We start from the raw sequence: 23,821 nt of genomic DNA on the forward strand, positions 1-23,821 counted from the left end.
GCAGCTGTTGGCACGTTGTATGCCTTGTGCCACGGTCGTTTCGGGGCCGCCAGGCGCTTGCCGTCGTAGACGCCTATACCGCCATACCCTCACAGCTCCAGACGCATGCCGAGCGTTACGCTCCGGCCCGGTGCCGGTTCGTAGTAGCGGCCGTTGCCATCGTTGACGATCACCGAACCGGTGATGCGGCGGTCGAACAGGTTGTCCACTCGCGCGGAGACGTGCAGCCGGGTGCCGCCAAGCGCCAGGCCGTAGCCCAGGTCCAGGCCCGTGCGCAGGTAGCCGGGCGCGGTGGCGCTGTTGCGGTCGTCCACCGGCACCGCGCCCACGCCTTCGAGTTCAAGGCCGCCGCGCCATCCCAGGTCGCTGCCGCGCTCCAGCCGCAACGCGCCGTAGCGCCGAGGCACGCCGGGGATGCGCGTGCCCGCCGGTACCCGCAGGTCCGGTGCGAGGCAGGGCGTGTCGGCACAGGCCAGGAACCCGCTGCGGAAACGCGCATCCAGCCAGGTCAGCCCCAGGCGCAGCCTCCAGCCGGCGCCGAGCTCGCCGTCGACCGACAGTTCCGCGCCCTGCCGACGGCTGCGCCCCACGTTGCGATACGTCGAGCGTCCGTCGTGGCTGCTCGCCACCGCCAGTTCGTCGCGGCTGTCCGCGCGGAACAGCGCCAGTTCGACGCCGAGCTCGTCGTGCGGCCGCCACTTCAGGCCCACTTCGCCGTTGCGGCTGCGCACCGGCGCAAGGTCGAGCGCCAGGCCCGCGCCGCCATCGTTGCGGTAACCGAGCTCGTTGAAGGTGGGCGTCTCGAAGCCCTCGCCGTAGCTGGCGTACAGGCGCAGGTGTGCGCCGGGCCGGTAATCGAGTCCGGCCACCGGCGTCGTCGCGCGGTAACGCACGCGACCGCTGTCGTCGGGGTTGCCGGGGGTGACGTAGCGGTCGCGCGTGCGGAAGGCGACCTCGCTGTGGCGCGCGCCGAGCAGCAGGGCCCAGCGCTCGGCGACGTGCCAGTACAGCTGCGCGTACTGATCGAACGCCTGCACGCGGTCGCGCTCGTCGCGACGCAGCGCGCCCGCCACGCCGAGGACGTCGCCGACGAAATTCTCGTAGCCGCGGCGATGCTGGTCCTGCGCGTCCCAGCTCGCGCCCAGCACCGCTTCCAGCGGGCGCCCCAGCGCCTGTCCGCGATGGGTCCAGCGCGCGTCGGCGCCACCGTAGACGCCCGCCAGGTCGATCACTCCGCCAGCGCTGAGCGGGCTCTGCTGCGCCACCGGCGGGATCGACAGCACCTGGTCCACCGCGCGCTGGCCGGCGTAGCCCATCAGGCGCACGCCATCGTGCTCGCCCTCGGCGCGCCAGGTCGCACCCAGCTGCTGTTGCTGCACGCGCTTGCGGGTGTCGAAGGCGGTGGCGGCGTCGACCGACTGGCGTGGATCGGCCCGCCACTGCGCGCGGGTGAGGCCCAACGGGTCCTGCGTCCACGGCTGCGCCAGCGTGTTGAGTACGACGGTGAGCGTCCGTCCGTTGCCCAGGTCGAATCCCAGCCGTGCGTTGCCGGAGGTGCGTTGCGCACGACTGTGCGCACGGTAGCCGTTGGTGCGGAACTGGCCCAACGCCACGTTGTAGTCGAGTGGGCCGGCCATGCCCCGCGCTGCGGCATCCAGGTGCCAGCTGGCATCGGCGCCGGCGAACGCTTCCAGCGTGCGCACCGGCACCGGCCCGCCGGCGGCCGTCCACACCTGCACCACGCCGCCGGACGAGTTGCCGTACAGCGCCGAAAACGGCCCGCGCAACACTTCCACGCGATCGGCCGCGGCCAGCGCGATGTGCGAGAGCTGCCCCTGCCCGTCCGGCATCGTGGCGGGGATGCCGTCGACGTACAGCCGCACGCCGCGCACGCCGAAGCTGGCCCGCGCGCCGAAGCCGCGGATCGAGAGCTGCTCGTCCTGCGCGTAGTTCTGCCGGTCGCGTGCCAGCACGCCGGGTACGCCGACCAGCGCCTCGGAAAGGTTCACGCCCGGCTTGCCGCTGGCGCGGGTGGCCACGGGAACGACGGACAGCGCGGCCGGCAGGTCGAACGGCGGAATGTCCAGCCGCACCGCCTGCACCGGCACCGGAGGCAGGTCGGTGACGGCCTGCGCCGCGAGCGCCAGTGGCCAGCCGGCCACCGCGATCGCGATCCACGTTCGACGCTTGCCCATCGACGCACCTGTCCGCTGACGAACGGCCATGGTAGCGGCCGCCCGTGCAGGCGCCGTCGCCGCTGGCGCGGGCGGGCGCAGGGTCGGTTTCAGCCACCGACCCTTCCGGCCAGCGCCGGTGGGCTCAAGCCCCACCCCACGCCCTACGACGCGTCCGCTTCGGGGATAATCGGTCCCCATGCGTCGACCCACCCTTCGTGCCCTCGCCCGCCTGCTGACCTTCATCGCACTGGCCGCCGCCGTGCCGGCCATCGCGCAGGACGCCTCCGTGCACAAGCAGACCCAGGCCAGGCAGCAACTGGCCGAACTGCGCAGCAAGATGGAGGCGCTGGCCCGTGAGCAGGCACAGACCGCCGCCCGACGCGACAGCGCCAACGCCCTGCTGGCGCGCCAGGCCAACGCACTGGCCGAGGCCGCCCGCGCGCTGCGCGAGGCCGACGCCGCGCTGGCGGCCAAGCAGCAGGAACTGGAACGGTTGCAACAGCAGCGCAGCGAACTGGATCAACGCCTGGCCGGCCAGCGCGCGGCCATCGCCGACCTGCTGCGCGCCACCTACACCCTCGGCAGGGGCACCGACCTGCGCCTGCTCCTGGGCGACCAGGACCTCGCGCAGATCGCCCGCGCGCTGGCCTACTCGAAGTATTTCCAGCAGGACCGGGCCGCACGCGTGGCCGCACTGATGAACGAACTCGGCCGCCTGCAACAGCTGGAGGCCGACATCACCGCCGAACAGCAGGCCCTGGCCGCCACCCGTGCCGAGCGCGCCGACAAGGCCCAGGCGCTCGCCGCCCAGCGTGCCGCGCAACAGAAGCTGGTCGCCCAGGCCAACGCCAAGTACAAGGACGAGGGCCAGCGCCTGGCCGCGATGAAGCAGAACGCGCAGTCGCTGGACCATCTGGTCGACCAGCTGCAGCGAGCGATCGACGAAGCCGCCCGCGAAGCGGCGCGCAACGAGCGCGCCAGCCCCGCCGCGCCCAACCGGGCCGGGGGCAAGGCCGACATCCGCGGCAACCTGCCCTGGCCCGCATCCGGCGCCGTGGTGAACTACGGCAATGGCGTGCTGATCAAGGCCGAAGGTGGCAGCGACGTGCACGCGGTGGCGCGCGGCCGGGTGGTCTACGCCGCCTTCCTGCGCGGCTACGGCCTGCTGGTGATCCTCAACCACGGCGATGGCTGGCTGAGCATGTACGGCAACAACGAAAGCGTGCTGCACACCGTGGGCGACCAGGTCGACGCGGGCGAAGCGATCGCCACCGCCAGTCCCACCACCGGCGTCAACACCGGCGTGTATTTCGAACTGCGTCACAAGAACAAGCCGGTCGACCCGCGCGGCTGGCTCGCCAGGCGCCGTTGACGCCCCCTGCCGCGCACCGCACGCTAACTTTGGAACGACCACGCTGCCGCGCGGTCGAAATACGCCGGATACCCAGGAGTCTTTGCATGCATCCGATCCCCCGTGCCCTGGCCTGCGCCGTGACCGCCGCGCTGGCGTTCGCGCCGCTGCATGCACAGCAGGCTCCGGCCAGCGCCGCAAGCTCGGCGACACCGGCCAAGGCCGCCAGCGCCCCCGATCCGGTCGACCTGGACGACGTGCGCAACTTCAGTCGCGTGTATGAAGTGATCCGCCAGGCCTACGTCGAGCCGGTGGACAACAAAACGCTGATGAAGGCGGCGATCAGCGGCATGCTGAGCGGCCTGGACCCGCACAGCGAATACCTGGACAAACAGGGCCTGCAGCAGCTTTCCGAAGACACCACCGGCCAGTACAGCGGCCTGGGCATCGAGGTGCTGGAAGTGGACGGCACGCTGCGCATCATCGCCCCGATCGACGACACCCCGGCCGCGCGCGCCGGCATCAAGCCCGGCGATACCATCGCCAAGATCAACGGCAAGCCGGTCGATCCGGAAAACGTGGACGACATGTTCAAGCTGCTGCGCGGCGAACCGGGCAGCAAGGTCACGCTTTCGATCCTGCACGAGAACAGCGACCAGCCGATCGACATGCACCTGGTGCGCGAGCAGATCTCGGTGACCAGCGTGAAGCTGCGCGAGCTGCAGCCCGGCTACACCTACATCCGCGTCAGCCAATTCCAGGAAGACACCGCCGACGACCTGGAGCGCAAGTTCGCCGCCTATGTGACCAAGCACGGCCAGCCCAAGGGTGCCGTGCTCGACCTGCGCTCCAATCCCGGCGGCCTGCTCACCTCGGCGGTGGCGGTCAGCGACGATTTCCTCGACGCAGGCGGCATCGTCAGCACGCGCGGACGGCTGGCTGACGCCAATATGAAGTTCGACGCGCACCCGGGCGATCTGCTGCAGGGCGCGCCGATGGTGCTGCTGGCTGACAACGGCACCGCCTCGGCGGCAGAGATCGTCGCCGGCGCGCTCAAGGACAACCATCGTGCACTGATCGTGGGCCGGCGCACCTTCGGCAAGGGCGTGGTGCAGACCGTGCTGCCGCTGGATGCCGACCACGCGGTCAAGCTCACCACCGCCCGCTACTACACCCCCAACGGCACCTCGATCCAGGCCGAAGGCATCAAGCCGGACATCGCGCTGGCCGAACTCACCGTCAACCAGGCGGACAGCCAGCCGGAGCTGATCAACTCGGAGGCCGACCTCAAGCACCACCTGGCCAACGAAAACACGGCCGCCATGCAGGACATCGACAACGACGGCAGTGCGGAGAACGCCAAGCTGGCCACCCAGGACTACACGCTGGCGCAGGCGCTGAACATCCTCAAGGGGCTGGCGCTGGGGCATCGCGCGGACGCCGTGAAGTAGCGCTTCCACCTTGCGGCTTGCTCCCCACCTCTCGGGGAGAGGGCGGGACTGAACGGGGAAAGTTTGGGTGGAATGCGGCGAGCCGCGCCTTTGCGGCGAAGAGCAACCGCTCCATGCAACCGCCGGGCGAGCCCCGGCCCCTCACCCCAACCCTCTCCCCGGAGGGGAGAGGGAGCCAGAAGCTGGTCTGCTCGCAGAGACCCGCACACCCTGCGCTCAACATCATCGGCAGCCCTCTCTGCATGCCGACTGCCACCACGGCACGCGAGCGCCTTGCTCCCTCTCCCCTGCGGGGAGACGGAGCTGAGCGCGAGTTACTCCGAAGCCACGTCGCGCGGCTTGACCAGCCAACGCACGGCCAGCACGCCCAGCTCGTAGAGCAGGCACATGGGCACGGCCAGCATGATCATCGAGGTGATATCAGGCGGCGTGATCACCGCAGCGATGGCGAACGCACCCACGATGGCGTACCGGCGCACGGCGCGCAGCTTGGCGACATCGACCACGCCCACGGCGGCCAGGATCACCACCGCCACCGGCACCTCGAAGCACAGGCCGAAGGCGAAGAACATCAGCATCACGAAATCCAGGTAATGCGTGATGTCGGTCATCATCTCCACGCCCGCGGGCGTCACCGCGGTGAGGAAGCGGAACGCCGCCGGCAGCACCAGGAAATAGGCGAACGCGCAGCCGATGTAGAACAGCGCCAGCGCCGCCAGCAGCAGCGGCCGCGCCAGCCGCTTCTCGTGCCTGTACAGGCCGGGGCTGACGAAGGCCCACAGCTGATAGAGGATCACCGGCATGCTGATGAACAGCGCGGTGTAGAAGGCGAGCTTGAGCGGCGTGATGAACGGACTGGCCACCTCGGTCGCGATCAGGTGCGCGCCCTGCGGCAGGTGCGCCACCAGTGGCGCGGCCAGCAGGGTGTAGAGCCGGTTGGCGAAGGGAATCAGCGCCAGCAGTACGAGCAGCACCATCGCGCATGCCTTGAGCAGGCGCGAGCGCAGTTCGATCAGGTGGGAAAACAGACCCTGCTGCAGGTCGACCTGCGGCTCGGGCTCAGGCGATGCCATGCGGAGGTTCCTTCACCGGCGCGTGCTTGGGATCGTCGGCGAACAGGTCGCCGGTGAGCGTGTCGCGTTCGGGCGCGGTCTCGTCGCCCTCGTTGGTCCCATCCGCCACGTCGCTGGCCAACCGCGCCTCCGGTCCGGATCCGGACGACATCGCTGGGGCGGGCGCCGCCGCCACCGAGCCGACCACCTCGCGCACTTCGCGGGCGGTGGCGTTCATCTGCGCCTGCGCCGCCTCGGCGCGCGCGGCGGCCTCGCGGGCAGTCCGCTTGATCTCCTCGATCTCCAGCTCGCGCTCGACCTCGGCGCGCACGCTGTCCCAGGTGTTGCGCACGCGGCGTACCAACGCACCGGCGGTGCGTGCCGCACCGGGAAGCTTTTCAGGCCCGAGCACCAGCAGCGCAATAAGCGCCAGCAGCAGCATCTTGCCGAAGCTGATCTCGATCATCGTCGCGCCACCGCGCGCTTACTTGGTTTCGCTGGTGTCGCGCGCCTTGCTGGCGGTGGCGTCCGAGGCCGGCGGGTCGGCGCGCAGCTGTTCCTGCGCCTTGCGCTTGGCCTCTTCGTCGTCCTCGTCGCCCTGCATGGCTTTCTTGAAGCCACGCACGGCGTTGCCCAGGTCCGGGCCCATCTTCGCCAGCTTGCCGGTGCCGAAGATCACCAGCACCACGATCAGCAGGATGATCCAATGCCAAAAACTGTCCAGACCCATGACTTCAAACCTCTGACGGACTGTGCCGAAAACCGTTGTGTTGCCAAGCGCTATGCCAGCAACGGGATCAACGCGCAGTGTACTCCTCAAGCTGGTCGCGGAAGTCCACGACCGGGCCGGGCACGTTGCTGACGCCGCCTTCGAAGATGCGGCGCGGCGTAATGCCGGGGCCGTAGATCGCCTCGTTGGCGTCGTAGTCGATGCGCAGCACCGAGCCGTCCAGCGCCACGCCGGCGAACAGCCCGCGCGAGCGCGAGTAGGAGTAGATCTCCGCCTTCATCTGCGCGTCCGTGGCGGCGCTGGCGGTGCGGCCTACCGGGCCGGCGGCGGCGGCGGCATCGGCGCCGACGGTGAACTTGCCGTTGACGATCGAATCGACCCCGCGCCGGGTGCGGAACACCAGCACCACGTCGGTGGAGGACACCCCCGCCTGGAAGCCCACGCTGCCGCCGGTCAGGGTGATGAAGCTCGGGTTGGACCAGGTGCCATCCGGGCTGCGCACCGAGATCAGCCCTTCGCCGCGACGGCCGCCGAAGATGAAGCCGGCCTTGACCATGTCGGGGATCACCGCGATCGCCTTGGCGTTTTCAAGCAGTTCCTTCGGAATCGCCTTGTCCGGCGCCTGCATGACCTCGTGCAGCACGCGCACCGCGTTCTGCGCGCGCACCAGCGGCGGATCCTCGGCATGGGCCGCCATCGACGGCAGCAACAGGGCCAGCGCGATCAGCGAGCAACGACGCAATGCCTTGAACATGGGTGAACTCCTTGCAAGGGAATGGGGGTGCGGCACCGCGCCCGGAGGCCGGTCGGGCGGCTTGTGGCAGACTCCACCGCCTGCCTGCCGCCGATGCCTTCGATGCCACAGCGCGACCACTATACCGGCCCTTCAGACCACGCCCCTGACCGGAACGTTCAGGCAGGCGCGCGTGCGACCGGCGTGCTGCTGGTCAACCTGGGCACGCCCGAAGCGCCGACCGCGCGCGCGCTCCGGCCCTACCTGGCCGAGTTTCTCTCCGACCGTCGCGTGATCGACTACCCGCGCTGGAAGTGGTGGCCGATCCTGCAGGTCATCCTGGCGATCCGCCCGCGTCGATCGGCGCACGCCTATGCGCGGATCTGGACCGACGCCGGCTCGCCGCTGCGCGTGCTGAGCGAGGCGTTGGCCACGGCACTGCAGGCCGAACTCGGTGACCAGGCGCACGTCGCGCTGGCGATGCGCTACGGGGCGCCATCAGTGGCTGCAAAAATCGCCGAGCTGCAGGCCGCCGGCGTGCAGCGGCTGCTGGTGCTGCCGCTGTATCCGCAGTATTCGGCGACCTCCACCGGTTCGGTGATCGATGCGGTGGCCGATACGCTCAAGCGCCTGCGCTGGCCGCCGGAGCTGCGGCTGGTCAACACCTACCACGACGATCCGACCCACATCGAGGCACTGGCCAGCCGCATCGAACGCTGGTGGGAGGCCAACGGCCGCGGCGAGAAGCTGCTGCTGTCCTTCCACGGTATCCCGGAGCGCTACGTGCGCCTGGGCGATCCGTACCTGGCGCAGTGCCAGGCCACCACCGCGCGGCTGCGCGCGCGGCTGGGCCTGGACGAGAGCCAGTTGCTGCTGAGTTTCCAGTCGCGCGTGGGCCGCGAGACGTGGCTGCAGCCCTATACCGACGCCACCGTGCGCCGACTTGCCAGCGAAGGCGTCAAGCGGCTGGACGTGGCCTGTCCCGGCTTTGCCGTGGATTGCCTGGAGACGCTGGAGGAAATCGCCATGCAAAACCGCGATTTCTTCCTCGAAGCCGGTGGCGACGCGCTGCGCTACATTCCCGCGCTCAATGACTCGCCCGAACAGGTGGCAAGCCTGGCGGCGATCATCCGCCGGCACACACAGGGGTGGCCGGGCTTCGACTCGTAGCGGCGTTTGTATCGAGCCTTCCCCGCGAACGTGGGGGAAGCTGACAACAGGCGGAGGGGCGCTCCTGGGCGAAAGCACGGTCAGCCCTTCGCAAGGCCTCCGGGCACCTTCCGCCGTGAACCGGGAAGGATCTGCGTCAGCGGCGTTCCGGTTGCAGGCCAAGCACGCGCTCGATGCACGCGAGCACACCGGCCAATGGCGTGCGCAGCAACAGCGCGCCCAGGCCCAGGCCGAGTGCATCGGCCGCCAGATCCCACACGCTCGCATCCCTGGGGTTGTGCGGCCATTGCGCCAGCTCGATCAGCAGGCCGAACAGCAGGCAGGCGGCGGCCACGCCCAGGCGGGGGCGCGGCCGGTGGTAGAGATTGCCCCACCAGCCCATCAACGCGGCAAAGGCGAGCATGTGCAGCAGCTTGTCGCCCGCCGGCAGGGCCAATGCCATCGCGGTGAGGCGACGGGTCGCCGGCAGCAGCGCAATGGCAGCCGTGGCGGCCATCAGCAGCACGCCCAGCACGGCCCAGCCGCGCCGCCAGCGCAACGGCGCGGCCTCCTGCGCCAGCGCGTTCACAGCCGCCCGCCCTGGTCGGCGGCAAGCAGCTCGGCGGCCAGCGGCAGCGCTGGCAGTCCGCGCGCGAACAGCATCGCCTGGAAGCGTTCACCCATCTGCTCGGGCAGGGTCAGCCGACGTACCTGCTGTGCCAGGCGCTGGCGGGCGAGGTCGTCGCCGGCCTGCGCGTAGGCCTGTTCGAAGGCCGCCTGCAGCCCGCTGGCGAGCAGGAACTGCGCCTGCGGCAGGTAGGCCGCGACGCCGAAGCCGGCGCTGTTGCCGGCCTCGGCCAGCGCGGTGAAATCCACCGAGGCGGTGAGGTCGTTCAGGCCCGGCAGATGCAACGGATCGGCGTGCGCGTGATGGCGGTAGTGCGCCATCAGCGTGCCGTCGCTGCGCTCGGGCAGGTAGAACTCGCGGCGCACGTAGCCGTAGTCGATGAACAGCATCAGTCCCGCCTCGAGCGTGCCGGCGACCGCCTGCACCCAGTACGGCAGCTGCGGCAGCACTTCGGAGCGGTAGCCGTCCTCGAAGGGCCGGCCCAGGTCGCGTTCCAGGTGGCGCACCGCGCCGGCGACCAGCGCGTCGGCCGGGCGGTCGGTGCGCATCAGCCGGCCTTCGCCGTCGAGCGTGACGTGTTCCTCGTAGACCTCGCCCGCACGCAGTGTGAAGCGCGTGGTCGGCAGCGCGTCGACCACCTCGTTGGCGAACAGCACGCCGCGCCAGTTCTCTTCCGGCGGGCGGTCCAGCCAGGCCAAGCGTGCGTTGAGGTCGGCCGGCAGCGCGGCGGCAAGCCGATCGCGCTGGCGCTCGCGCAGGTCGGCGCTCGGTTCCAGGATCAGGTAGCGACGCGGCAAGGTGCCTGCGTCGGCGGAAGCCTTCAGCACGGCCTCGGCGAAGGCGCCGCTGCCGCCGCCCAGTTCGAGGAAGTCGGCCCGGTCACCCAGCATCGCCAGCACCGGCTGCACCGCGTTGGCCACGCACTGCGCGAACAGGCCGCCCAGCTCCGGCGCGGTGATGAAATCGCCGGCCTCGCCGAACTTGGTTTTGCCGGCGCTGTAGTAGCCCAGGCCAGGCGCGTACAGGCAGCGCTCCATGTACTGGGCGAACGGCATCGGTCCGTGCGAGGCGATCTGCTCGCGCAGGAGCTGCAGCAGGCGATCGGAGTGGGCGCGCTCGTCGGGGCCGGGATCGGGGAGTCGTGAGGCCATGGCGTGATGATGTGCAAAAGGTGAAGGTTAGCCGATGGGATGTTGCGAGCCCGTCGGGGTGTCGAAATGGCCTCCCCTGTCCGCAGCCCTCTCTCCCGGCGGGGCCCGGGAGAGGGCGCGCATCACGGAAGCCTGCCCTCTTTCGCGAGAACGCCAAGCGCCCTCACTCAGAAGTCCTTCTGCAGGCTCAGGTAGACCCCGCGTCGGGGTCCGAACTGCGGCGCGCCCACGCCGATGCCGCTGCCGTCGCGCAGCTGGTAGCTGCGGTCCAGCGCGTTGATCATCGCCAGTTGGGTATGCAAATCGCCGAAGCGGCCCACGCTGAAGTCGTGCGCGACACTCAGGTTCAGCTGGAAGTACGCCGGCAGGTGATCGCCATTGGGCACCGCACCGTCGCGCCGCAGGCCGCTGCCGAAGAGATAGTCCGCGCCAACCCGCGTGCGCTCGCCGAGCACGTAGCTGATGCCGCCGGAGGAGGCCAGCGTCTGGTCGTGGTCGAGGTGGATGTAGTGCTGGGCGACGTAGGCCAGGTCGTCCGGATCGAAGTTGTACTGGCTGGTGATGATGCCTTTGCCGATCGCCTGGCTAGCCGCGACATTGACGTACGCCGACAGCGGACCGGCGCGGTAGTCGGCCGTGAACTCCACGCCCTTGACCCTGCCCTGGGCGAGGTTGAAGGTCGAATAGACCAGCGCGGCGCCGAACTGGCCCTCGTCCTGCAACCGGTGGACCTTTCGGTAGTAGGCGTCCACGCCCAGCGTCCACGCTCCCAGCGTCTGTTGCACGCCGGCGTCGAAGTAGTCCGAGCGCTCGGCCAGCGGCGTGTTGTTGCCCAGGTCTGGCACCGCATTGGTGGTGCCCTCGAAACGGGCGATGTTCTCGCTGGTGATCATCTCGGTCGCCGGCGGCGTGAAGTAGCGTGCGTAACCGGCGTGCACCACCGTGTTGCCGCCGGCCTGCCAGACCAGGCCGACGCGCGGGCTGAGCTGGCTTTCTGTGCGCTGCAGTTGGTAGCGGTCGCCGCGCAGGCCCAGGTTGAGGGTCCAGGCCTCGCCAAGGCTCCATTCGTCCTGCACGTAGGCGGACCAGGTCCTGGCGGTAAGGCGGCCGGCGGCGCGGATCTCCAGCGGCGCGGTGCTGGCCTGTGCACCCTCGGCATCGGCCGGGAACACCCAGGCATCGTTGCCGCTGCCGGCGCGCTCGAAGCTGCCGTAGAGGCCGTAGCGCAAGGTGTGGACGTCGCCCAGCGGCGTGGCGAAATCCGCCTGCAACGTGCTGGCGCGGTTGCTGCGGGTGACCGCCGAGGCGACCCCGTTGAACATCAGCTCGCCGATCCGGTCGGGGCTGTAGTCCACGTCGGTGTAGCGCTGGCCGAGCGAGACCTGGTAATCGGTGTGGCCCAGCTTGCCTTGCAGCGCGAGCACGCCGAAGCGGGTGTCCTCCCGCTGGCGGGCATCGAGCCGTGACGAGTCGAAGCTCGTGCGGTCGAGGTAGCCGAACCGCGGCTGCTGGCCCGGCACGTTGGGAATCTCGAAGCGGTTGTCGGCCGTGCCGAACAGGAAGCTCAACCGCGTGTCGGCGCCGAGCAGGTAGCTGACGTCACCGAAGCTCTTGAGCTGGTTCGTGTGGTCGTGGACCGGCTTGCGGCTGGCGGTGGGGTTCTCGATGCCCACATCGCTTTGCTGATAGCTGGCGGTGAAGAAGCTGCTCCAGCGGTCGCTGCTGCCCCACAACGCAAGGTTCGGATTGAGTGTCCCGAACGAGCCGCCGGTGACGCCCACGCTGCCGCCGTTGCCCAGTTGGTGGCCGCCCCGGGTGGTGATGTCGACCACCGCGGCGGTACGCAAGCCGTACTGTGCCGGGAGCGCGCCGTCGAGCAGCTTCATGCTCTGGATCGTGCGCGCGTCCAGCGTCTGGCCGAAGCCGGAGATGGACTCCGGAACGATCACGCCGTTGATGCGGTATTGCAGGTTGCCGTGGTCGCCGCGCACGTGCAGCCCGCCGTAGGCGTCCTGCACCACGCCCGGCGCCTGCAGCAGCACCTGGTTGACCGGCGTGGAAGCGCCCAGCGGCAGTTGCGCGATGGCCTGCCGGTCGATCACATACTGGCTGGAGCCGGTGTCGGGCGAGAGCGCGTTGCGCGACAGGTCCAGCGCGGCGCTGACGTCGACCGTGTCGAGCTGGCGCACCTGCGGCGGGGGGGGTGGTGCCGTGGCGTCGCCGACCGTGGTATCCGTCGCCGGCACGGCGAAGGCCGGGCCGAGGGCGCAGGCAAGGCTGAAGGCAAGCAGGGTGCGGGGCATCGTCGGGCGGTTTCCTGGGTCGCTGGGCTTAATGTTATAACGTAACAATCCCACCCGGCACCCGCCACGGGTCGAAAGTCACGCCCGGGTCGCATGCGCCATTCACGGCCAGTCACCGACACTGGCCTGCCCATTCGCAGGAGTCGCCATGGCTGATTCACCGACCCAGGTCCCCGCCGTGCCCGCCCCGGTCGAGCACGGACGCATTGCCGCGGCGATCCTCGACTTCGCCAGCCAGATTCCCGACAGCCGGGTGCACCGGGGGCTGCATCCGGAGGCGAAGGCGCGTGAGCTGGCCTCCCAGGCCGCGCGCAAGGCAGCGCTAACCGCCGGCTCGCTGGCGCTGCCGCCCGGGCCGCTGGGCTGGCTTACGGTGCTGCCCGAGCTGGTGGCGATCTGGCGGATCCAGGGGCAGATGGTCAGCGACATCGCGGCCGCCTTCGGCCAGCACGCCAGCCTGGGTCGCGAACAGATGCTGTGGTGCCTGTTCCGCCACACCGCGGCGCAGGCGTTCCGTGACCTGGTGGTGCGCATGGGCGACCGGCTGCTGTTCCGCCAGCTGTCGGCCACGCTGGCCGAGCGCGTGGCCCGGCGGATCGGGATCAGCCTGACCCAGCGCACGGTGGGCGCCGGGATCTCGCGCTGGCTGCCGGTGATCGGCGCCGCGGGGGTGGGAGCCTACGCCTGGTACGACACCCGCAGCGTGGCGCGCACCGCGATCGAGCTGTTCGGCAGCGGCAGCCTGGTGCGCACCGAGCCGCTGGCGGTGCCCGACGAGGCCGTCGTGCCGGAAGATCCGCCCCCGCCGTGACGGCCCGCGCGCTTTGCGGCAAGCTCGACGGATGAGCCACCCGCATCCCCGTCCTGTCGCACTGGTCACCGGCGGCGCCCGCCGCGTCGGCGCCAGCATCGCCCGCACGTTGCACGCCGCCGGCTACGACCTGGCCCTGCACTACCGCCACTCCGCCGGGGAGGCCGCCGCGCTGCTGGCGGAACTGGAGCGCGCACGCGCCGGCAGCACGCTGGCGCTACAGGCCGACCTGGCCGCGGTCGACCGCCTGCCCGCGCTGGTGGACCAGGTGCTGACCCGTTTCGGGCAGCTGGACGCACTGGTCAACAACGCATCGGCGTTCTTTCCCACCCCGGTCGGCAGCGCCACGCCGGCACAGTGGGACGAGCTCTTCGCATCCAACGCACGAGCCCCGTTCTTCCTCGCCCAGGCGGCGTGGCCGGCACTGCGCGAGGCGCGCGGGGCAATCGTCAACCTGGTCGACATCTACGCCGAGCGCGCGCTGGCCGAACACCCGATCTACGTGATGGCCAAGGCCGCGCTCGCTGCGATGACACGCACGCTCGCGCAGGACCTGGCGCCCGAAGTGCGCGTCAACGGCGTGGCCCCCGGCGCGGTGCTGTGGCCCTCCGACGGCAAGAACTACGACGATCGCGCGACACTGCTGGCGCGCACGCCGCTCCAGCGCGCGGGCACGCCGGAGGACGCCGCCTCCGCGGTGCTCTGGCTGCTGCGCGATGCACCGTTCGTCACCGGACAGATCATCCGCGTGGATGGCGGCCGCACGTTGCCCGTATAGCCGTTGCCTCTCGTAGGAGCCCACTTGTGGGCGATGCTTTTCTTGGGCGCCAGACCGGGCCAGGAGCATCGCCCACAAGTGGGCTCCTACAAGGGACCCGCGCTATTTCTTCGGGCGGAAAGCCCCCTGCAGCAGCGCCGGTTCGAAGCCCGCGCCGCCCTCGCCGGCTTCGGCATAGCGGTAGAGCGCGGCCGCGTAGATACCCTGCAGCGAGGCCTGCACCAGGCTCAGCAACACCAGCGCAACGACCACCACGATGACGGCGGCCACCACGGCCGGCATCGAATGCAGCGCGAACGCGCCGCCGATCAACAACGCCCCCAGCAGCACGGCCAGGAAGGTCATCAGCCCGAACGCGGCGCCCAGCCCCACGGTACCGATCAGGTTCTCGCCCCAGGTCCGCTTGAGCAGCTCCACGCTGCGCTTGACCGCATCGACCGGCCCCACCGCCTGGCTCGCCAGCACCGGCACCACCAGGAACGTCGCCACCGTCCAGGCCAGGCCGAGCAGGCCGGCCACCAGCCGGCCGACCAGGCCCAGCCGCTCCTGCAGCGCGCGCAGGAACAGGCCCACCGTGGCGGCGATCAGCGCGTAGCCCAGGATGCTGGCCCAACGCGAACCGGCCAGCGCGAGGCCGTCGGACAGGCGGGTCGGCTCGCCACGCAGGTGGCGCAGCGCGCACCCGGCCAGCGCGGTGTTGAAGAACACGATGACGAAGTACTGCACCAGGTAGAAGGCGAACATCAGCAGCCACGTGGCCGCGGACCAGTGCCCGCGATCGAGCGTGCGCCCGTCGCTGGCGATGGCCGCCAGCGCCACCGGCACGAGGAAGCTCGCCGCCACCACCAGCGAACACAACCCGGACAGCAGCGGAAAGGCCAGCAACGCCTTGTCCGACCGCAGCACCGCGGCGCTCGCCTTCATCAATCCCCAACTGCGCGCAAACTTGCCGGCCATGCGACTCCCCCGTCGATCCGTGAATGCCGGCGCCTTTCTAGCACTCGCTCCGCGGTAACGACAGTGACCGACCGCATTTCAAGGGGTTCCGACGCTCCCTTGTAGGAGCGCACCCTGTGCGCGACCGCGATGCAATCGCGGAACCGGCTGCGCGGTCGCGCACAGGGTGCGCTCCTACAGGCGTCTGGCCGATCCGGGCATTGCCTACAGCGACAGTAGCTCCAGCGGCTCGCTGTCGTGCGGGAAGGCCGCCCACAGCTCGGCCATGCTGCGCCCATCCAGCGGGTGGCGCAGGTCGGGCGCGATGTCGACCAGGGGTTTCAGGACGAAGGCGTGGCGCAGCTCCTTGCGCGGGATCTGCAGATGCCCGGGGCCGTCGAGCACGTACTGGTCATAGAGCACAATGTCCACGTCCAGCGTGCGGTCCGAATAGCGCGGCACGTCGCGGCGGCGGCCGTGGCGGTCTTCCAGCGCGTGCAGCCAGTCGTTCAGCGGTTCGGGTTCGAGTTCGGTCTCGAGCGCCACCGCGAGGTTGACGAAATCGCTGCCCTCGAAGCCGACCGCGCGGCTGCGGTAGGCCGGCGATACGTCGATCGCGCCGAAGCGTGCGCGCAGTTCGTCCAGTGCCGCGCGCAGGTGGCGCTGCGGCTCCAGGTTGGAACCCAGGCTCAGGTAGGCGCGGCCCATGGCCTCAGGCCCCGGCCCGCGCCACGGCGCGTGAGGGCGCCTCGCCAGCGAGGCCGAGTGCCGCGCGCACGTCCTGCCCGGACGGCTGCTGGTACAGCGCCAGGCCGAACTCGGGCAACAGCGCGAACAGGTGGTCGAAGATGTCCGCCTGGATGCCCTCGTACTCGGCCCATGCCACCGTATTGGTGAAGCAGTACAACTCCAGCGGAATGCCCTGCGGCCCGCTGGCAAGCTGGCGCACCAGGCAGAACAGGCCGTGGTGGATGTGCGGATGGCCGTCCAGATAGGCCTGCACGTAGGCGCGGAACGTGCCCAGGTTGGTCAGCCGGCGCCGATTGCCCGGCACCGCGGCGTCCTCGCCCAGCGCATGGTTCCACTGCGCCACGTCGCGGGTCTTCGGCGGCAGGTAGTCGGCCAGCAGGCGCAACCGCGCCAGCCGCGCCAGCTGCGCCTCGTCCAGGAAATGCACGCTGGCGGCGTCGATGGTCAGCGCGCGCTTGATCCGCCGGCCGCCGGTTTCCTGCATCCCGCGCCAGTTCTTGTACGGCTCGGACATCAACCGCCAGCTCGGGATACTGGTGACGGTCTTGTCCCAGTTGCGCACCTTGATCGTGTGCAGGGCGATGTCGATCACGTCGCCGTCGGCATGCAGCTGCGGCATCTCGATCCAGTCGCCCACCCGCAGCAGGTCGTTGGACGACAGCTGCACGCCGGCGACGAAGCCCAGGATGGTGTCCTTGAAGATCAGCATCAGCACCGCCGACATCGCGCCCAGGCCCGACAGCAGCAGGCCCACCTGCTTGCCGGTCACCGCCGCGATCACCACCAGCGCGCCGACCAGGCACAGGCCCAGCTTGGTCAGCTGCACTGCGCCCTTGATCGAGCGCTGCTGCCCGGCGGGCGTCTGCCGGTACACGTCTTCGGCGGCCGACAAGGCCGCGTTGAGCGCCATCACCACGCACAGCACCACCAGTGCCAGCATGGCCTTGGCGACCGCGGCCTCGGCCGCGTCGGGCACACCGGGTACCAGCGCGATGCCGTAGGAAAGCGCCAGCGGCGGCACCAGCCGCGCCAGCCAGCGGAAGACACCGTGCTGCAGCAGCGCATCGTCCCAGTGCCAGGCCGTGCGCCTGGCCAGGCCAAGGACCAGACGCAGCAGCAGCCGCCGGCACAGCTCGCCGGCCAGCCACGCCAGCACCAGCACGGCCAGCACGCCCAGCAGGGTGTGCATCCAGGGAAGGTCGATCAGTTCGGACAGGGAAGGCATGCGGTCTCCTTTCGGGGCCGGTCGCGCGCGACATGCCACGGCCGCGGCGGACGGCGCCTGCGCGGCGCCGCCGATGGGTTTACTGCGGGCGGGTGCCGCGCTCGATGCGCACGCCGACCGATTTCGCACCGCGCACGGCGCCGGGCTTGGACAGCTTCAGGCGCACCCAGGCCACGCCGAATTCCTCGCGGATGATCGCCGCGCAACGCTCGGCCAGCGTCTCGACCAGGCCGAAGCGGGAGCTGCCGACGTAGTCGATCAGCCGCTTGGAGACGTCCTTGTAGTTGAGCGTGTGCGCGATGTCGTCGCTGGCGGCCGGCACGGTGTTGTCAAAGGCCATCTCGATGTCGAACGCGAGCGTCTGGCGCACGCGCCGCTCCCAGTCGTAGATGCCGATCACCGCGTCGATGCGCAGGTCTTCGATGAAAACGGTGTCCATGGAGGGCAAATAGGGAATCGTGAATGGGGAATCGTCGTGAGCGTCACGCGCTGCCGTTTCCCGAGGATAACGGGTTTGTCCATGTCCCACTCGCCCGACGAAGGCAGGAGTCGTGCGGGCTCCTGCCGCCCTCACCCCTCAGCGGAAACGGCTTGCCCATTCCCTATCAACCATTCCCGATTCCCGGCAAGGACTCCAGGTCCCAGCGTGGCGACACGCGCACCGCCTCGTCCTGGCCCTGGCCGGCGGCCAGCCGGATCGCGCCGGCCAGGGCGATCATGGCGCCGTTGTCGGTGCAGAACTGCAGCCGCGGGAAGTAGGTGCGGAAGCCGTCTTTCTCGCCGGCGGCCGCCAGCGTCTCGCGCAGGCGCTTGTTGGCGCCGACGCCGCCGGCGATCACGAGCCGGTGCGTGCCGGTGGCTTCCAGCGCGCGGCGGCACTTGATCACCAGCGTATCGACGATGGCTTCCTCGAAGCCGCGCGCGACGTCGGCGCGGGTCTGTTCGGACTGGTCGGACTGTTTCCAGGCCAGCAGCACCTGGGTCTTCAGGCCCGAGAAGCTGAAGTCCAGCCCGGGCCGGTCGGTCATCGGACGGGAGAAGCGGAACGCGCCGGGCCGGCCCTGCTCGGCCAGCTTGGCCAGCGCCGGGCCGCCCGGGTAGGGCAGGCCCATCAGCTTGGCGGTCTTGTCGAACGCCTCCCCCGCCGCGTCGTCCAGGGTGTCGCCGAGCAGACGGTACTGGCCGATCGCACGCACCTCCACCAGCATCGAATGGCCGCCGGAGACCAGCAGCGCCAAGAACGGCGGCTCGGGCGGATCCGGTTCCAGCAGCGGCGCCAGCAGGTGGCCTTCCATGTGGTGCACGCCGATCGCCGGCACATCCAGTGCCCAGGCCATCGCCCGCGCCGCCGCCGCGCCAACCAGCAGTGCGCCGACCAGGCCGGGCCCGGCGGTGTAGGCCACGCCGCCGAGGTCGGCCGGGGTCATGCCTGCCTGCGCCAGCGCCTCGCGCACCAGCGGGAGCAGCTTGCGCACGTGGTCGCGGCTGGCCAGTTCGGGGACCACGCCGCCGTAGTCGGCATGCAGCTTGATCTGGCTGTACAGCGTATGCGCCAGCAGGCCCCGGCCAGGTGCCTCGGGCTCCCAGCGCAGCAGCGCCACGCCGGTCTCGTCGCAGGAGGTTTCCACGCCGAGGACGGGCTTGACAGGCGGGTTTGAAATTTCTTTTTTGTCCACGCTATAATTCGCGGCTCGCCCTATTCCACAGGCGCGCCAGGTTGGCGGGCCAGTTTACCACTCGGAGTTTTCATGCCCAGCGTCAAAGTCCGCGAGAACGAGCCGTTCGAGCTTGCCCTGCGCCGCTTCAAGCGTACCTGCGAAAAGGCCGGCGTCCTGGCCGAGACCCGCAAGCGCGAGTTCTACGAGAAGCCGACCCAGGAGCGCAAGCGCAAGCGTGCCGCCGCGGTGAAGCGCCACCTGCGCCGCCTCTCGCGCGACGTATCGCGCAAGACCCGGATGTATTGATCCCCGCTGCCGCTGCGTAGCGCGCGGCACGGTGTTCTGACATCCCGAGGCCGGTGTTGCCCCAAGGCGACACCGGCCTTTCGCGTTTCCGGAGACAAGCCCATGAGCCTCAAGCAGCGCATCACCGACGACATGAAGGCCGCCATGCGCGGCGGCGAGAAGGATCGGCTGGCGGTGATCCGCCTGATCCTGGCCGCGATCAAGCAGCGCGAGGTGGACGAGCGTATCGAGCTGGACGAGACGCAGGTGCTCGGCGTGCTGGAGAAGATGCTCAAGCAGCGGCGCGACTCGATCGTGCAGTACGACGCGGCCGGTCGCGTGGACCTGGCCGACGTCGAGCGCGCCGAGATGGTGGTGATCGAGGCCTACCTGCCGGCCAAGCTCAGCGAGACCGAGGTCGACACACTCATCGACGCGGCCATCACGCAGACCGGCGCCAGCTCGCCGCGCGACATGGGCAAGGTGGTCGGCGTGGTCAAGCAGCAGGCTGCCGGACGCGCCGACATGGCGCAGGTGTCCGCCCGCATCAAGGCACGCCTGGGCGGCTGAGCCCCGCTGGTACGGCTTTTTTGCCTTGGCCTCCTCCCCCCTCCGGGCAACGGACCGAGGTGAGCGGCCGGGGCTCGCAGGAAACCCGATCAAAGCCGCGCTCCGACCTGCTCCGTCGCGAGAGCAGCCCTCTCCCCGGCGGTGAGAGGGCGCAAAGATCGCCTCCCCTGAGAAGAGCAAAGCCAGTCCGCATCACGCCCCGCACAGCGAGCTGATGCGCACCCTTCACGCCCCATCGCCTACAACAGCGCGGCGTCGCCTGATCGGAGGCCCCCGCCTCCGGCCGCGCGGCGAGGGAGAAGCCGCATGCTCAAGTGGGCCATCATCTTCGCCATTATCTCGCTGGTCGCCGGCTGGCTCGGTTTCGGCGGGATTTCCGGCATCGCTGCGACGATCGCCAAGGTGCTGTTCGTGATCTTCGTGATCCTGTTCATCATCGCCCTGCTGGCGGTGATCGGGGTGTTCCACATCCTGTAGGCGCACGCAGAGTGGGCTCCGGCCCATCGTCCGCGCCGCAACGCGGATGATGGACCAAGTCCACCCTGCCGCCGCCGCCCTACATGGCGTCGCAGGCGTCCCGCAGCGCGCGCGCAAGCCCTAGACTAGGCCGTCTATGCGCGGCCGTATTCCTGACAGCTTCATCGACGAACTGCTTGCCCGCGTCGACATCGTCGACGTGATCGAGCGGCGCGTGCCGTTGAAGAAGGCCGGGCGCGAGTGGACCGCCTGCTGCCCGTTCCACAACGAGCGCACGCCCTCGTTCTACGTCAGTCCCGCCAAGCAGTTCTTTCACTGTTTCGGTTGCGGCGCGCACGGCAGCGCCGTGAAATTCCTGATGGACTACGAGCGGCTGGAGTTCCCGGACGCCGTGGAGGAGCTGGCCCAGGCGGTCGGCCTCACCGTGCCGCGCGAGGGCGGGCGCGAGGCGGCGCCGCGCGAGGACAAGACCGACCTCTACGCGCTGCTCGACAGCGCCGCGCGTTGGTATGAGGGCGAGCTGCCGAAGAACGCCGAAGTGCAATCGTATTGCCGCAAGCGTGGACTGGACGCCGATACCATCGCGCGCTTCCGGCTGGGCTGGGCTCCGGCCGGTTACGACGGCCTGATCAAGGCACTCGGCGGCAGCGACCGGCGCATGCAGTTGCTGACCGAGGCAGGCATGGTTGCCAGCGGCGAGCGCGGCCACCGCTACGACCGCTTCCGCGAGCGATTGATGTTCCCCATCCTCGATCGCCGCGGCCGGGTGATCGCCTTCGGCGGCCGGGTGCTCAGTCCGGACCAGGGCCCGAAGTACCTCAACTCCCCGGAGACCCCGCTCTTCCACAAGGGCCGCGAGCTGTTCGCGCTGTGGCAGGTCAAGCAGGCGAACAGCAACCTGCAGCGCATCGTGGTGGTCGAGGGCTACATGGACGTGATCGCGCTGCACCAGGCCGGCCTGCCGATCGCCGTGGCCACGCTCGGTACCGCGACCACGCCCGAGCACACCGAGGTGCTGTTCCGCGCCGCACCGGATGTGGTGTTCTGTTTCGACGGCGACCGCGCAGGCCGCGCCGCCGCCTGGAAGGCGCTCGACGCCGCGCTGCCGCGGCTGCGCGACGGCCGCCAGGCGTACTTCCTGTTCCTGCCCGAGGGCGAGGACCCGGATTCACTGGTACGCAAGGAGGGCAAGGACGGCTTCGAGAAGCGCCTGAAGGAGGCCACGCCGCTGTCGGACTATTTCTTTGGCGAACTCTCGCACGATGTCGACACCGCCAGCCTCGACGGCCGCGCGCGGCTGGCCGAGCGCGCGCGTCCGCTGATCGCCAAGCTTCCCGACGGCGCCTTTCGCGACCTGATGGCGCAGGAGCTGGAGAAGCGCACCGGCGCCCGCGCCAACGTCCCGGCCGAACCGGCCGCGCGCCGCGCGGTGCAGCGGCCGGTGGCGGTGCAGCGCTCGCTGGTGCGCAGCGCCATCGCGCTGCTGCTGGCGCAGCCAGGGCTGGCCGATCTGGTCGAGGCGCCCTACCGCTTCCTGCGCCTGGACAAGCCGGGCGTGGGGCTGCTCGCCGAGCTGATCGACCTGTGCCGCGCGCGGCCGGGCATCAATCCGGCGATGCTGGTCGAGCACTTCGCCGAGCGACCCGAATATCCGTCGCTGCAGAAACTGATGGCCGCGATGGTGGTCGGCGAGCCGGAGACCCAGCGCGAGGAATTCCTGGGCGCGCTGGCGCGGATGGACGAACAGGCCACCGCGCTTCGCCGCGAAGCGCTTACCGCCCGGCATCGCGAAGGCACGCTGACCAGCGCCGAAAAGGCCGAGCTGCGCGAACTGCTGGCGGCCCGCCGCCCGACCCAGGCGCAGGGCTGATCCATGCAGTGTGTTTGCTGGCGCGTGCGCCATTCCCGATCGACGCGCGCCCCGGGGCGGAAGCACCCATGACGCTGCTTGAACGCCTGATCCTGCTGTTTGCCGAAAGCGGCTACCTGGCGGTGTTCGCCGCGCTGCTGCTGTGCGGTGCGGGCGCGCCCTTGCCGGAGGACATCACACTGGTGGCCGGTGGAGTGATCGCCGGGCTGGGCTTCGCCAACGTGCACGTGATGGCCGCGGTCGCGCTGGTCGGCGTGCTCGCCGGCGACGCGGCCATGTTCCTGCTCGGGCACCGGCACGGCGCACGCATCATGCAGTGGCCGCTGGTGGCGCGCCTGCTCACGCCCGAACGCTATGGCCGGGTGCAGGAGAAGTTCGCCCGCTATGGCAACCGTCTGCTGTTCCTGGCGCGTTTCCTGCCCGGCATGCGCACGGCGGTGTACGTGACGGCGGGCGCCACGCACCGGGTGTCGTTCCTGCGCTTCTTCCTGCTCGACGGGCTGGCCGCGCTGATCAGCGTGCCGGTGTGGGTCTACCTCGGTTACTTCGGCGCGAACAACCGCGAGTGGCTGGCGATGTGGATCGGCCGCGGGAAGCACGGCATCTGGATCCTCGCCGGGCTGCTGGCGGTGGCGGGACTGGTGCTGTGCTGGCGCCGACGCCGGCACGCGCGCTGCGGCATGGACGACTGAGCCTGCCCGTTACAATTGGCGCTGCACGCGTCTTTCGCCCGAGTCCCATGCGCCTTGCCCCGTTGCGTCGTCTGCTTCCCGACGGCTTCACCCTCGCCCTGCTCGCCGCGGTCGCCCTGGCGACGGTGTTGCCGTGCCGCGGCAGCGCCGCGGTCGGGCTGGACCGCATCACCGACGCGGCGATCATGCTGCTGTTCTTTCTGCACGGGGCGAAGCTCTCGCGCGCGGCGATCGTTGGCGGCCTGACGCACTGGCGACTGCACCTGGCGGTGTTCGCCAGCACGTTCGTGCTGTTTCCGCTGCTGGGCCTGCTGCTGGCACCGTTCTCGCACGCGCTGCTGACGCCGTCGCTGGCCATGGGCATGCTGTTCGTCTGCACGCTGCCGTCGACGGTGCAATCGTCGATCGCGTTCACTTCGATCGCCGGCGGCAACGTGCCGGCTGCGGTGGTGAGCGCGTCGCTGTCGAGCCTGATCGGAATCGTGCTGACGCCGCTGCTGGTCGAGCTGCTGCTGGCCACGCATGGCGGGCATGCGCCCGGCGCCGAGGGCGTGTGGCAGATCGTCAGGCTGTTGCTGCTGCCATTCGCGGTCGGGCACCTGCTGCGCCCATGGATTGGCCACTGGGTCGATCGCCATCGGCCGCTGCTGGGGTTCACCGACCGCGGCACGATCCTGCTGGTGGTCTACGCCGCGTTCGGCGAGGCGGTGGTCGGGGGCCTGTGGCGCGCCACCGCGCCGCTGGCCCTGCTGGCCACGCTCGGCGTGGGCGCGTTGTTGCTGGCACTGGCGCTGCTGTGCACCAGCATGGCCGGGCGACTGTTCGGTTTCGCCCGCGCCGACCGCATCACGCTGGTGTTCTGCGGATCGAAGAAGAGTCTCGCGAGCGGCGTGCCGATGGCCAAGATCCTGTTCGCCTCCCAGGCCGGTGGACTGGGCGCGCTGCTGCTGCCGCTGATGATCTTCCATCAGCTGCAGCTGATGGTGTGCGCGGTACTGGCGCGCCGGTATGCCAAGGCGCGGCCGCCCCTGTAGGAGCCCACTT

General features: G+C 70.0%; 24 protein-coding genes. 11 read left to right on the forward strand and 13 right to left on the reverse strand.

Annotation, left to right across the window (positions count from 1 at the left end; translation table 11 throughout):
* Positions 1-89: 89 nt before the first annotated feature.
* Positions 90-2,195 (reverse strand): TonB-dependent receptor family protein, encoded by a 2,106-nt coding sequence (locus J7I44_RS08375; protein ID WP_209618834.1) that lies wholly within the window; start codon positions 2,193-2,195, stop codon positions 90-92.
* A 178-nt stretch (positions 2,196-2,373) separates the two neighbouring features.
* Here J7I44_RS08375 and J7I44_RS08380 point away from each other — a divergent pair, with 178 nt between their 5' ends.
* Positions 2,374-3,549: a murein hydrolase activator EnvC family protein gene (locus J7I44_RS08380; RefSeq protein ID WP_209618837.1), complete on the forward strand. Its 1,176-nt coding sequence runs from the start codon at positions 2,374-2,376 to the stop codon at positions 3,547-3,549.
* 86 nt (positions 3,550-3,635) lie between these two features.
* Positions 3,636-4,979: a S41 family peptidase gene (locus J7I44_RS08385; RefSeq protein WP_209618840.1), complete on the forward strand. Its 1,344-nt coding sequence runs from the start codon at positions 3,636-3,638 to the stop codon at positions 4,977-4,979.
* Positions 4,980-5,293: 314 nt separating this feature from the next.
* Here J7I44_RS08385 and tatC read toward each other — a convergent pair whose 3' ends face one another.
* The 4 genes from tatC to J7I44_RS08405 form a co-directional block, all read right to left on the reverse strand.
* Positions 5,294-6,052: a twin-arginine translocase subunit TatC gene (gene tatC, locus J7I44_RS08390; RefSeq protein ID WP_209618843.1), complete on the reverse strand. Its 759-nt coding sequence runs from the start codon at positions 6,050-6,052 to the stop codon at positions 5,294-5,296.
* Positions 6,039-6,497 carry a Sec-independent protein translocase protein TatB gene (tatB, locus tag J7I44_RS08395; RefSeq protein WP_209618846.1) on the reverse strand — a complete coding sequence of 153 codons (459 nt, stop codon included), beginning with the start codon at positions 6,495-6,497 and terminating at the stop codon, positions 6,039-6,041. The genes tatC and tatB overlap by 14 nt, the downstream gene beginning before the upstream one ends.
* A gap of 18 nt (positions 6,498-6,515) precedes the next feature.
* The gene (gene tatA, locus J7I44_RS08400) at positions 6,516-6,761 is read right to left on the reverse strand and encodes a twin-arginine translocase TatA/TatE family subunit (protein WP_209618847.1); all 246 of its coding nucleotides are present in this window, start codon (positions 6,759-6,761) and stop codon (positions 6,516-6,518) included.
* A gap of 67 nt (positions 6,762-6,828) precedes the next feature.
* Positions 6,829-7,515, reverse strand: a complete 687-nt coding sequence (locus J7I44_RS08405) for a lipid-binding SYLF domain-containing protein (RefSeq protein ID WP_209618849.1) — start codon at positions 7,513-7,515, stop codon at positions 6,829-6,831.
* A gap of 102 nt (positions 7,516-7,617) precedes the next feature.
* On the opposite strand from J7I44_RS08405, the gene hemH reads away from it, so the two are divergent.
* Positions 7,618-8,664, forward strand: coding sequence for a ferrochelatase (gene hemH, locus J7I44_RS08410; RefSeq protein ID WP_209618852.1), 1,047 nt, complete (start codon positions 7,618-7,620; stop codon positions 8,662-8,664).
* A 136-nt stretch (positions 8,665-8,800) separates the two neighbouring features.
* Here the strand turns inward: hemH and J7I44_RS08415 are convergent, their stop codons facing one another.
* From J7I44_RS08415 to J7I44_RS08425, 3 genes are all read right to left on the reverse strand, one after another.
* On the reverse strand, positions 8,801-9,232 hold the full coding sequence (locus J7I44_RS08415; protein WP_209618856.1) for a VanZ family protein: 432 nt from the start codon (positions 9,230-9,232) through the stop codon (positions 8,801-8,803).
* A complete protein-coding gene (locus J7I44_RS08420) occupies positions 9,229-10,422 on the reverse strand; it encodes a class I SAM-dependent methyltransferase (protein ID WP_209618859.1) in 1,194 nt (397 codons plus the stop codon). Before J7I44_RS08420 ends, J7I44_RS08415 begins: the two co-directional genes overlap by 4 nt.
* A 167-nt stretch (positions 10,423-10,589) precedes the next feature.
* The gene (locus J7I44_RS08425) at positions 10,590-12,725 is read right to left on the reverse strand and encodes a TonB-dependent receptor (RefSeq protein ID WP_209618862.1); all 2,136 of its coding nucleotides are present in this window, start codon (positions 12,723-12,725) and stop codon (positions 10,590-10,592) included.
* Positions 12,726-12,873: 148 nt separating this feature from the next.
* Here J7I44_RS08425 and J7I44_RS08430 point away from each other — a divergent pair, with 148 nt between their 5' ends.
* Together J7I44_RS08430 and J7I44_RS08435 are read left to right on the forward strand one after the other, a co-directional pair.
* Complete coding sequence (locus J7I44_RS08430; protein WP_209618865.1) at positions 12,874-13,536, forward strand: hypothetical protein; 663 nt, start codon at positions 12,874-12,876, stop codon at positions 13,534-13,536.
* Positions 13,537-13,567: 31 nt separating this feature from the next.
* Positions 13,568-14,314: a pteridine reductase gene (locus tag J7I44_RS08435; protein WP_209618868.1), complete on the forward strand. Its 747-nt coding sequence runs from the start codon at positions 13,568-13,570 to the stop codon at positions 14,312-14,314.
* A gap of 102 nt (positions 14,315-14,416) precedes the next feature.
* Here the strand turns inward: J7I44_RS08435 and J7I44_RS08440 are convergent, their stop codons facing one another.
* The 5 genes from J7I44_RS08440 to tsaD all read right to left on the reverse strand — a co-directional run bounded on the left by J7I44_RS08440 (position 14,417) and on the right by tsaD (position 18,901).
* Entirely contained in the window at positions 14,417-15,271 is an 855-nt protein-coding gene (locus J7I44_RS08440) for a DUF6159 family protein (protein WP_209618871.1), read from the reverse strand.
* Between the two features lie 204 nt (positions 15,272-15,475).
* On the reverse strand, positions 15,476-15,958 hold the full coding sequence (gene folK, locus J7I44_RS08445) for a 2-amino-4-hydroxy-6-hydroxymethyldihydropteridine diphosphokinase (RefSeq protein ID WP_209618873.1): 483 nt from the start codon (positions 15,956-15,958) through the stop codon (positions 15,476-15,478).
* A gap of 4 nt (positions 15,959-15,962) precedes the next feature.
* Complete coding sequence (locus J7I44_RS08450) at positions 15,963-17,225, reverse strand: mechanosensitive ion channel family protein (protein ID WP_209618875.1); 1,263 nt, start codon at positions 17,223-17,225, stop codon at positions 15,963-15,965.
* Positions 17,226-17,304: 79 nt separating this feature from the next.
* A complete protein-coding gene (gene folB / locus J7I44_RS08455; protein ID WP_209618887.1) occupies positions 17,305-17,664 on the reverse strand; it encodes a dihydroneopterin aldolase in 360 nt (119 codons plus the stop codon).
* 166 nt (positions 17,665-17,830) lie between these two features.
* Entirely contained in the window at positions 17,831-18,901 is a 1,071-nt protein-coding gene (tsaD, locus tag J7I44_RS08460) for a tRNA (adenosine(37)-N6)-threonylcarbamoyltransferase complex transferase subunit TsaD (RefSeq protein WP_342451886.1), read from the reverse strand.
* A gap of 72 nt (positions 18,902-18,973) precedes the next feature.
* Between tsaD and rpsU the strand changes: the two genes are divergently transcribed.
* The 6 genes from rpsU to J7I44_RS08490 all read left to right on the forward strand — a co-directional run bounded on the left by rpsU (position 18,974) and on the right by J7I44_RS08490 (position 23,811).
* Positions 18,974-19,189 carry a 30S ribosomal protein S21 gene (gene rpsU / locus J7I44_RS08465; protein ID WP_055999514.1) on the forward strand — a complete coding sequence of 72 codons (216 nt, stop codon included), beginning with the start codon at positions 18,974-18,976 and terminating at the stop codon, positions 19,187-19,189.
* A gap of 102 nt (positions 19,190-19,291) precedes the next feature.
* Positions 19,292-19,738 (forward strand): GatB/YqeY domain-containing protein, encoded by a 447-nt coding sequence (locus J7I44_RS08470; RefSeq protein ID WP_209618892.1) that lies wholly within the window; start codon positions 19,292-19,294, stop codon positions 19,736-19,738.
* 306 nt (positions 19,739-20,044) lie between these two features.
* Positions 20,045-20,215, forward strand: coding sequence for a DUF1328 domain-containing protein (locus J7I44_RS08475; protein WP_209618895.1), 171 nt, complete (start codon positions 20,045-20,047; stop codon positions 20,213-20,215).
* 136 nt (positions 20,216-20,351) lie between these two features.
* Positions 20,352-22,085: a DNA primase gene (gene dnaG, locus J7I44_RS08480; protein WP_209618898.1), complete on the forward strand. Its 1,734-nt coding sequence runs from the start codon at positions 20,352-20,354 to the stop codon at positions 22,083-22,085.
* Positions 22,086-22,153: 68 nt separating this feature from the next.
* Positions 22,154-22,777, forward strand: coding sequence for a DedA family protein (locus J7I44_RS08485; RefSeq protein WP_209618901.1), 624 nt, complete (start codon positions 22,154-22,156; stop codon positions 22,775-22,777).
* Positions 22,778-22,824: 47 nt separating this feature from the next.
* Positions 22,825-23,811 (forward strand): bile acid:sodium symporter family protein, encoded by a 987-nt coding sequence (locus J7I44_RS08490; RefSeq protein WP_209618904.1) that lies wholly within the window; start codon positions 22,825-22,827, stop codon positions 23,809-23,811.
* The last annotated feature ends 10 nt before the right edge of the window (positions 23,812-23,821 follow it).

The sequence above is a fragment of the Frateuria flava genome (genome assembly GCF_017837635.1).
GTDB lineage: Bacteria > Pseudomonadota > Gammaproteobacteria > Xanthomonadales > Rhodanobacteraceae > Frateuria_A > Frateuria_A flava.

Coding starts and splice junctions, on each gene's coding strand:
- J7I44_RS08375 (WP_209618834.1), bottom strand. CDS start 2,195: ATGGGCAAGCGTCGAACGTGGATCGCGATCGCGGTGGCCGGCTGGCCA.
- J7I44_RS08380 (WP_209618837.1), top strand. CDS start 2,374: ATGCGTCGACCCACCCTTCGTGCCCTCGCCCGCCTGCTGACCTTCATC.
- J7I44_RS08385 (WP_209618840.1), top strand. CDS start 3,636: ATGCATCCGATCCCCCGTGCCCTGGCCTGCGCCGTGACCGCCGCGCTG.
- tatC (WP_209618843.1), bottom strand. CDS start 6,052: ATGGCATCGCCTGAGCCCGAGCCGCAGGTCGACCTGCAGCAGGGTCTG.
- tatB (WP_209618846.1), bottom strand. CDS start 6,497: ATGATCGAGATCAGCTTCGGCAAGATGCTGCTGCTGGCGCTTATTGCG.
- tatA (WP_209618847.1), bottom strand. CDS start 6,761: ATGGGTCTGGACAGTTTTTGGCATTGGATCATCCTGCTGATCGTGGTG.
- J7I44_RS08405 (WP_209618849.1), bottom strand. CDS start 7,515: ATGTTCAAGGCATTGCGTCGTTGCTCGCTGATCGCGCTGGCCCTGTTG.
- hemH (WP_209618852.1), top strand. CDS start 7,618: ATGCCACAGCGCGACCACTATACCGGCCCTTCAGACCACGCCCCTGAC.
- J7I44_RS08420 (WP_209618859.1), bottom strand. CDS start 10,422: ATGGCCTCACGACTCCCCGATCCCGGCCCCGACGAGCGCGCCCACTCC.
- J7I44_RS08425 (WP_209618862.1), bottom strand. CDS start 12,725: ATGCCCCGCACCCTGCTTGCCTTCAGCCTTGCCTGCGCCCTCGGCCCG.
- J7I44_RS08430 (WP_209618865.1), top strand. CDS start 12,874: ATGGCTGATTCACCGACCCAGGTCCCCGCCGTGCCCGCCCCGGTCGAG.
- J7I44_RS08435 (WP_209618868.1), top strand. CDS start 13,568: ATGAGCCACCCGCATCCCCGTCCTGTCGCACTGGTCACCGGCGGCGCC.
- J7I44_RS08440 (WP_209618871.1), bottom strand. CDS start 15,271: ATGGCCGGCAAGTTTGCGCGCAGTTGGGGATTGATGAAGGCGAGCGCC.
- folK (WP_209618873.1), bottom strand. CDS start 15,958: ATGGGCCGCGCCTACCTGAGCCTGGGTTCCAACCTGGAGCCGCAGCGC.
- J7I44_RS08450 (WP_209618875.1), bottom strand. CDS start 17,225: ATGCCTTCCCTGTCCGAACTGATCGACCTTCCCTGGATGCACACCCTG.
- folB (WP_209618887.1), bottom strand. CDS start 17,664: ATGGACACCGTTTTCATCGAAGACCTGCGCATCGACGCGGTGATCGGC.
- rpsU (WP_055999514.1), top strand. CDS start 18,974: ATGCCCAGCGTCAAAGTCCGCGAGAACGAGCCGTTCGAGCTTGCCCTG.
- J7I44_RS08470 (WP_209618892.1), top strand. CDS start 19,292: ATGAGCCTCAAGCAGCGCATCACCGACGACATGAAGGCCGCCATGCGC.
- J7I44_RS08475 (WP_209618895.1), top strand. CDS start 20,045: ATGCTCAAGTGGGCCATCATCTTCGCCATTATCTCGCTGGTCGCCGGC.
- dnaG (WP_209618898.1), top strand. CDS start 20,352: ATGCGCGGCCGTATTCCTGACAGCTTCATCGACGAACTGCTTGCCCGC.
- J7I44_RS08485 (WP_209618901.1), top strand. CDS start 22,154: ATGACGCTGCTTGAACGCCTGATCCTGCTGTTTGCCGAAAGCGGCTAC.
- J7I44_RS08490 (WP_209618904.1), top strand. CDS start 22,825: ATGCGCCTTGCCCCGTTGCGTCGTCTGCTTCCCGACGGCTTCACCCTC.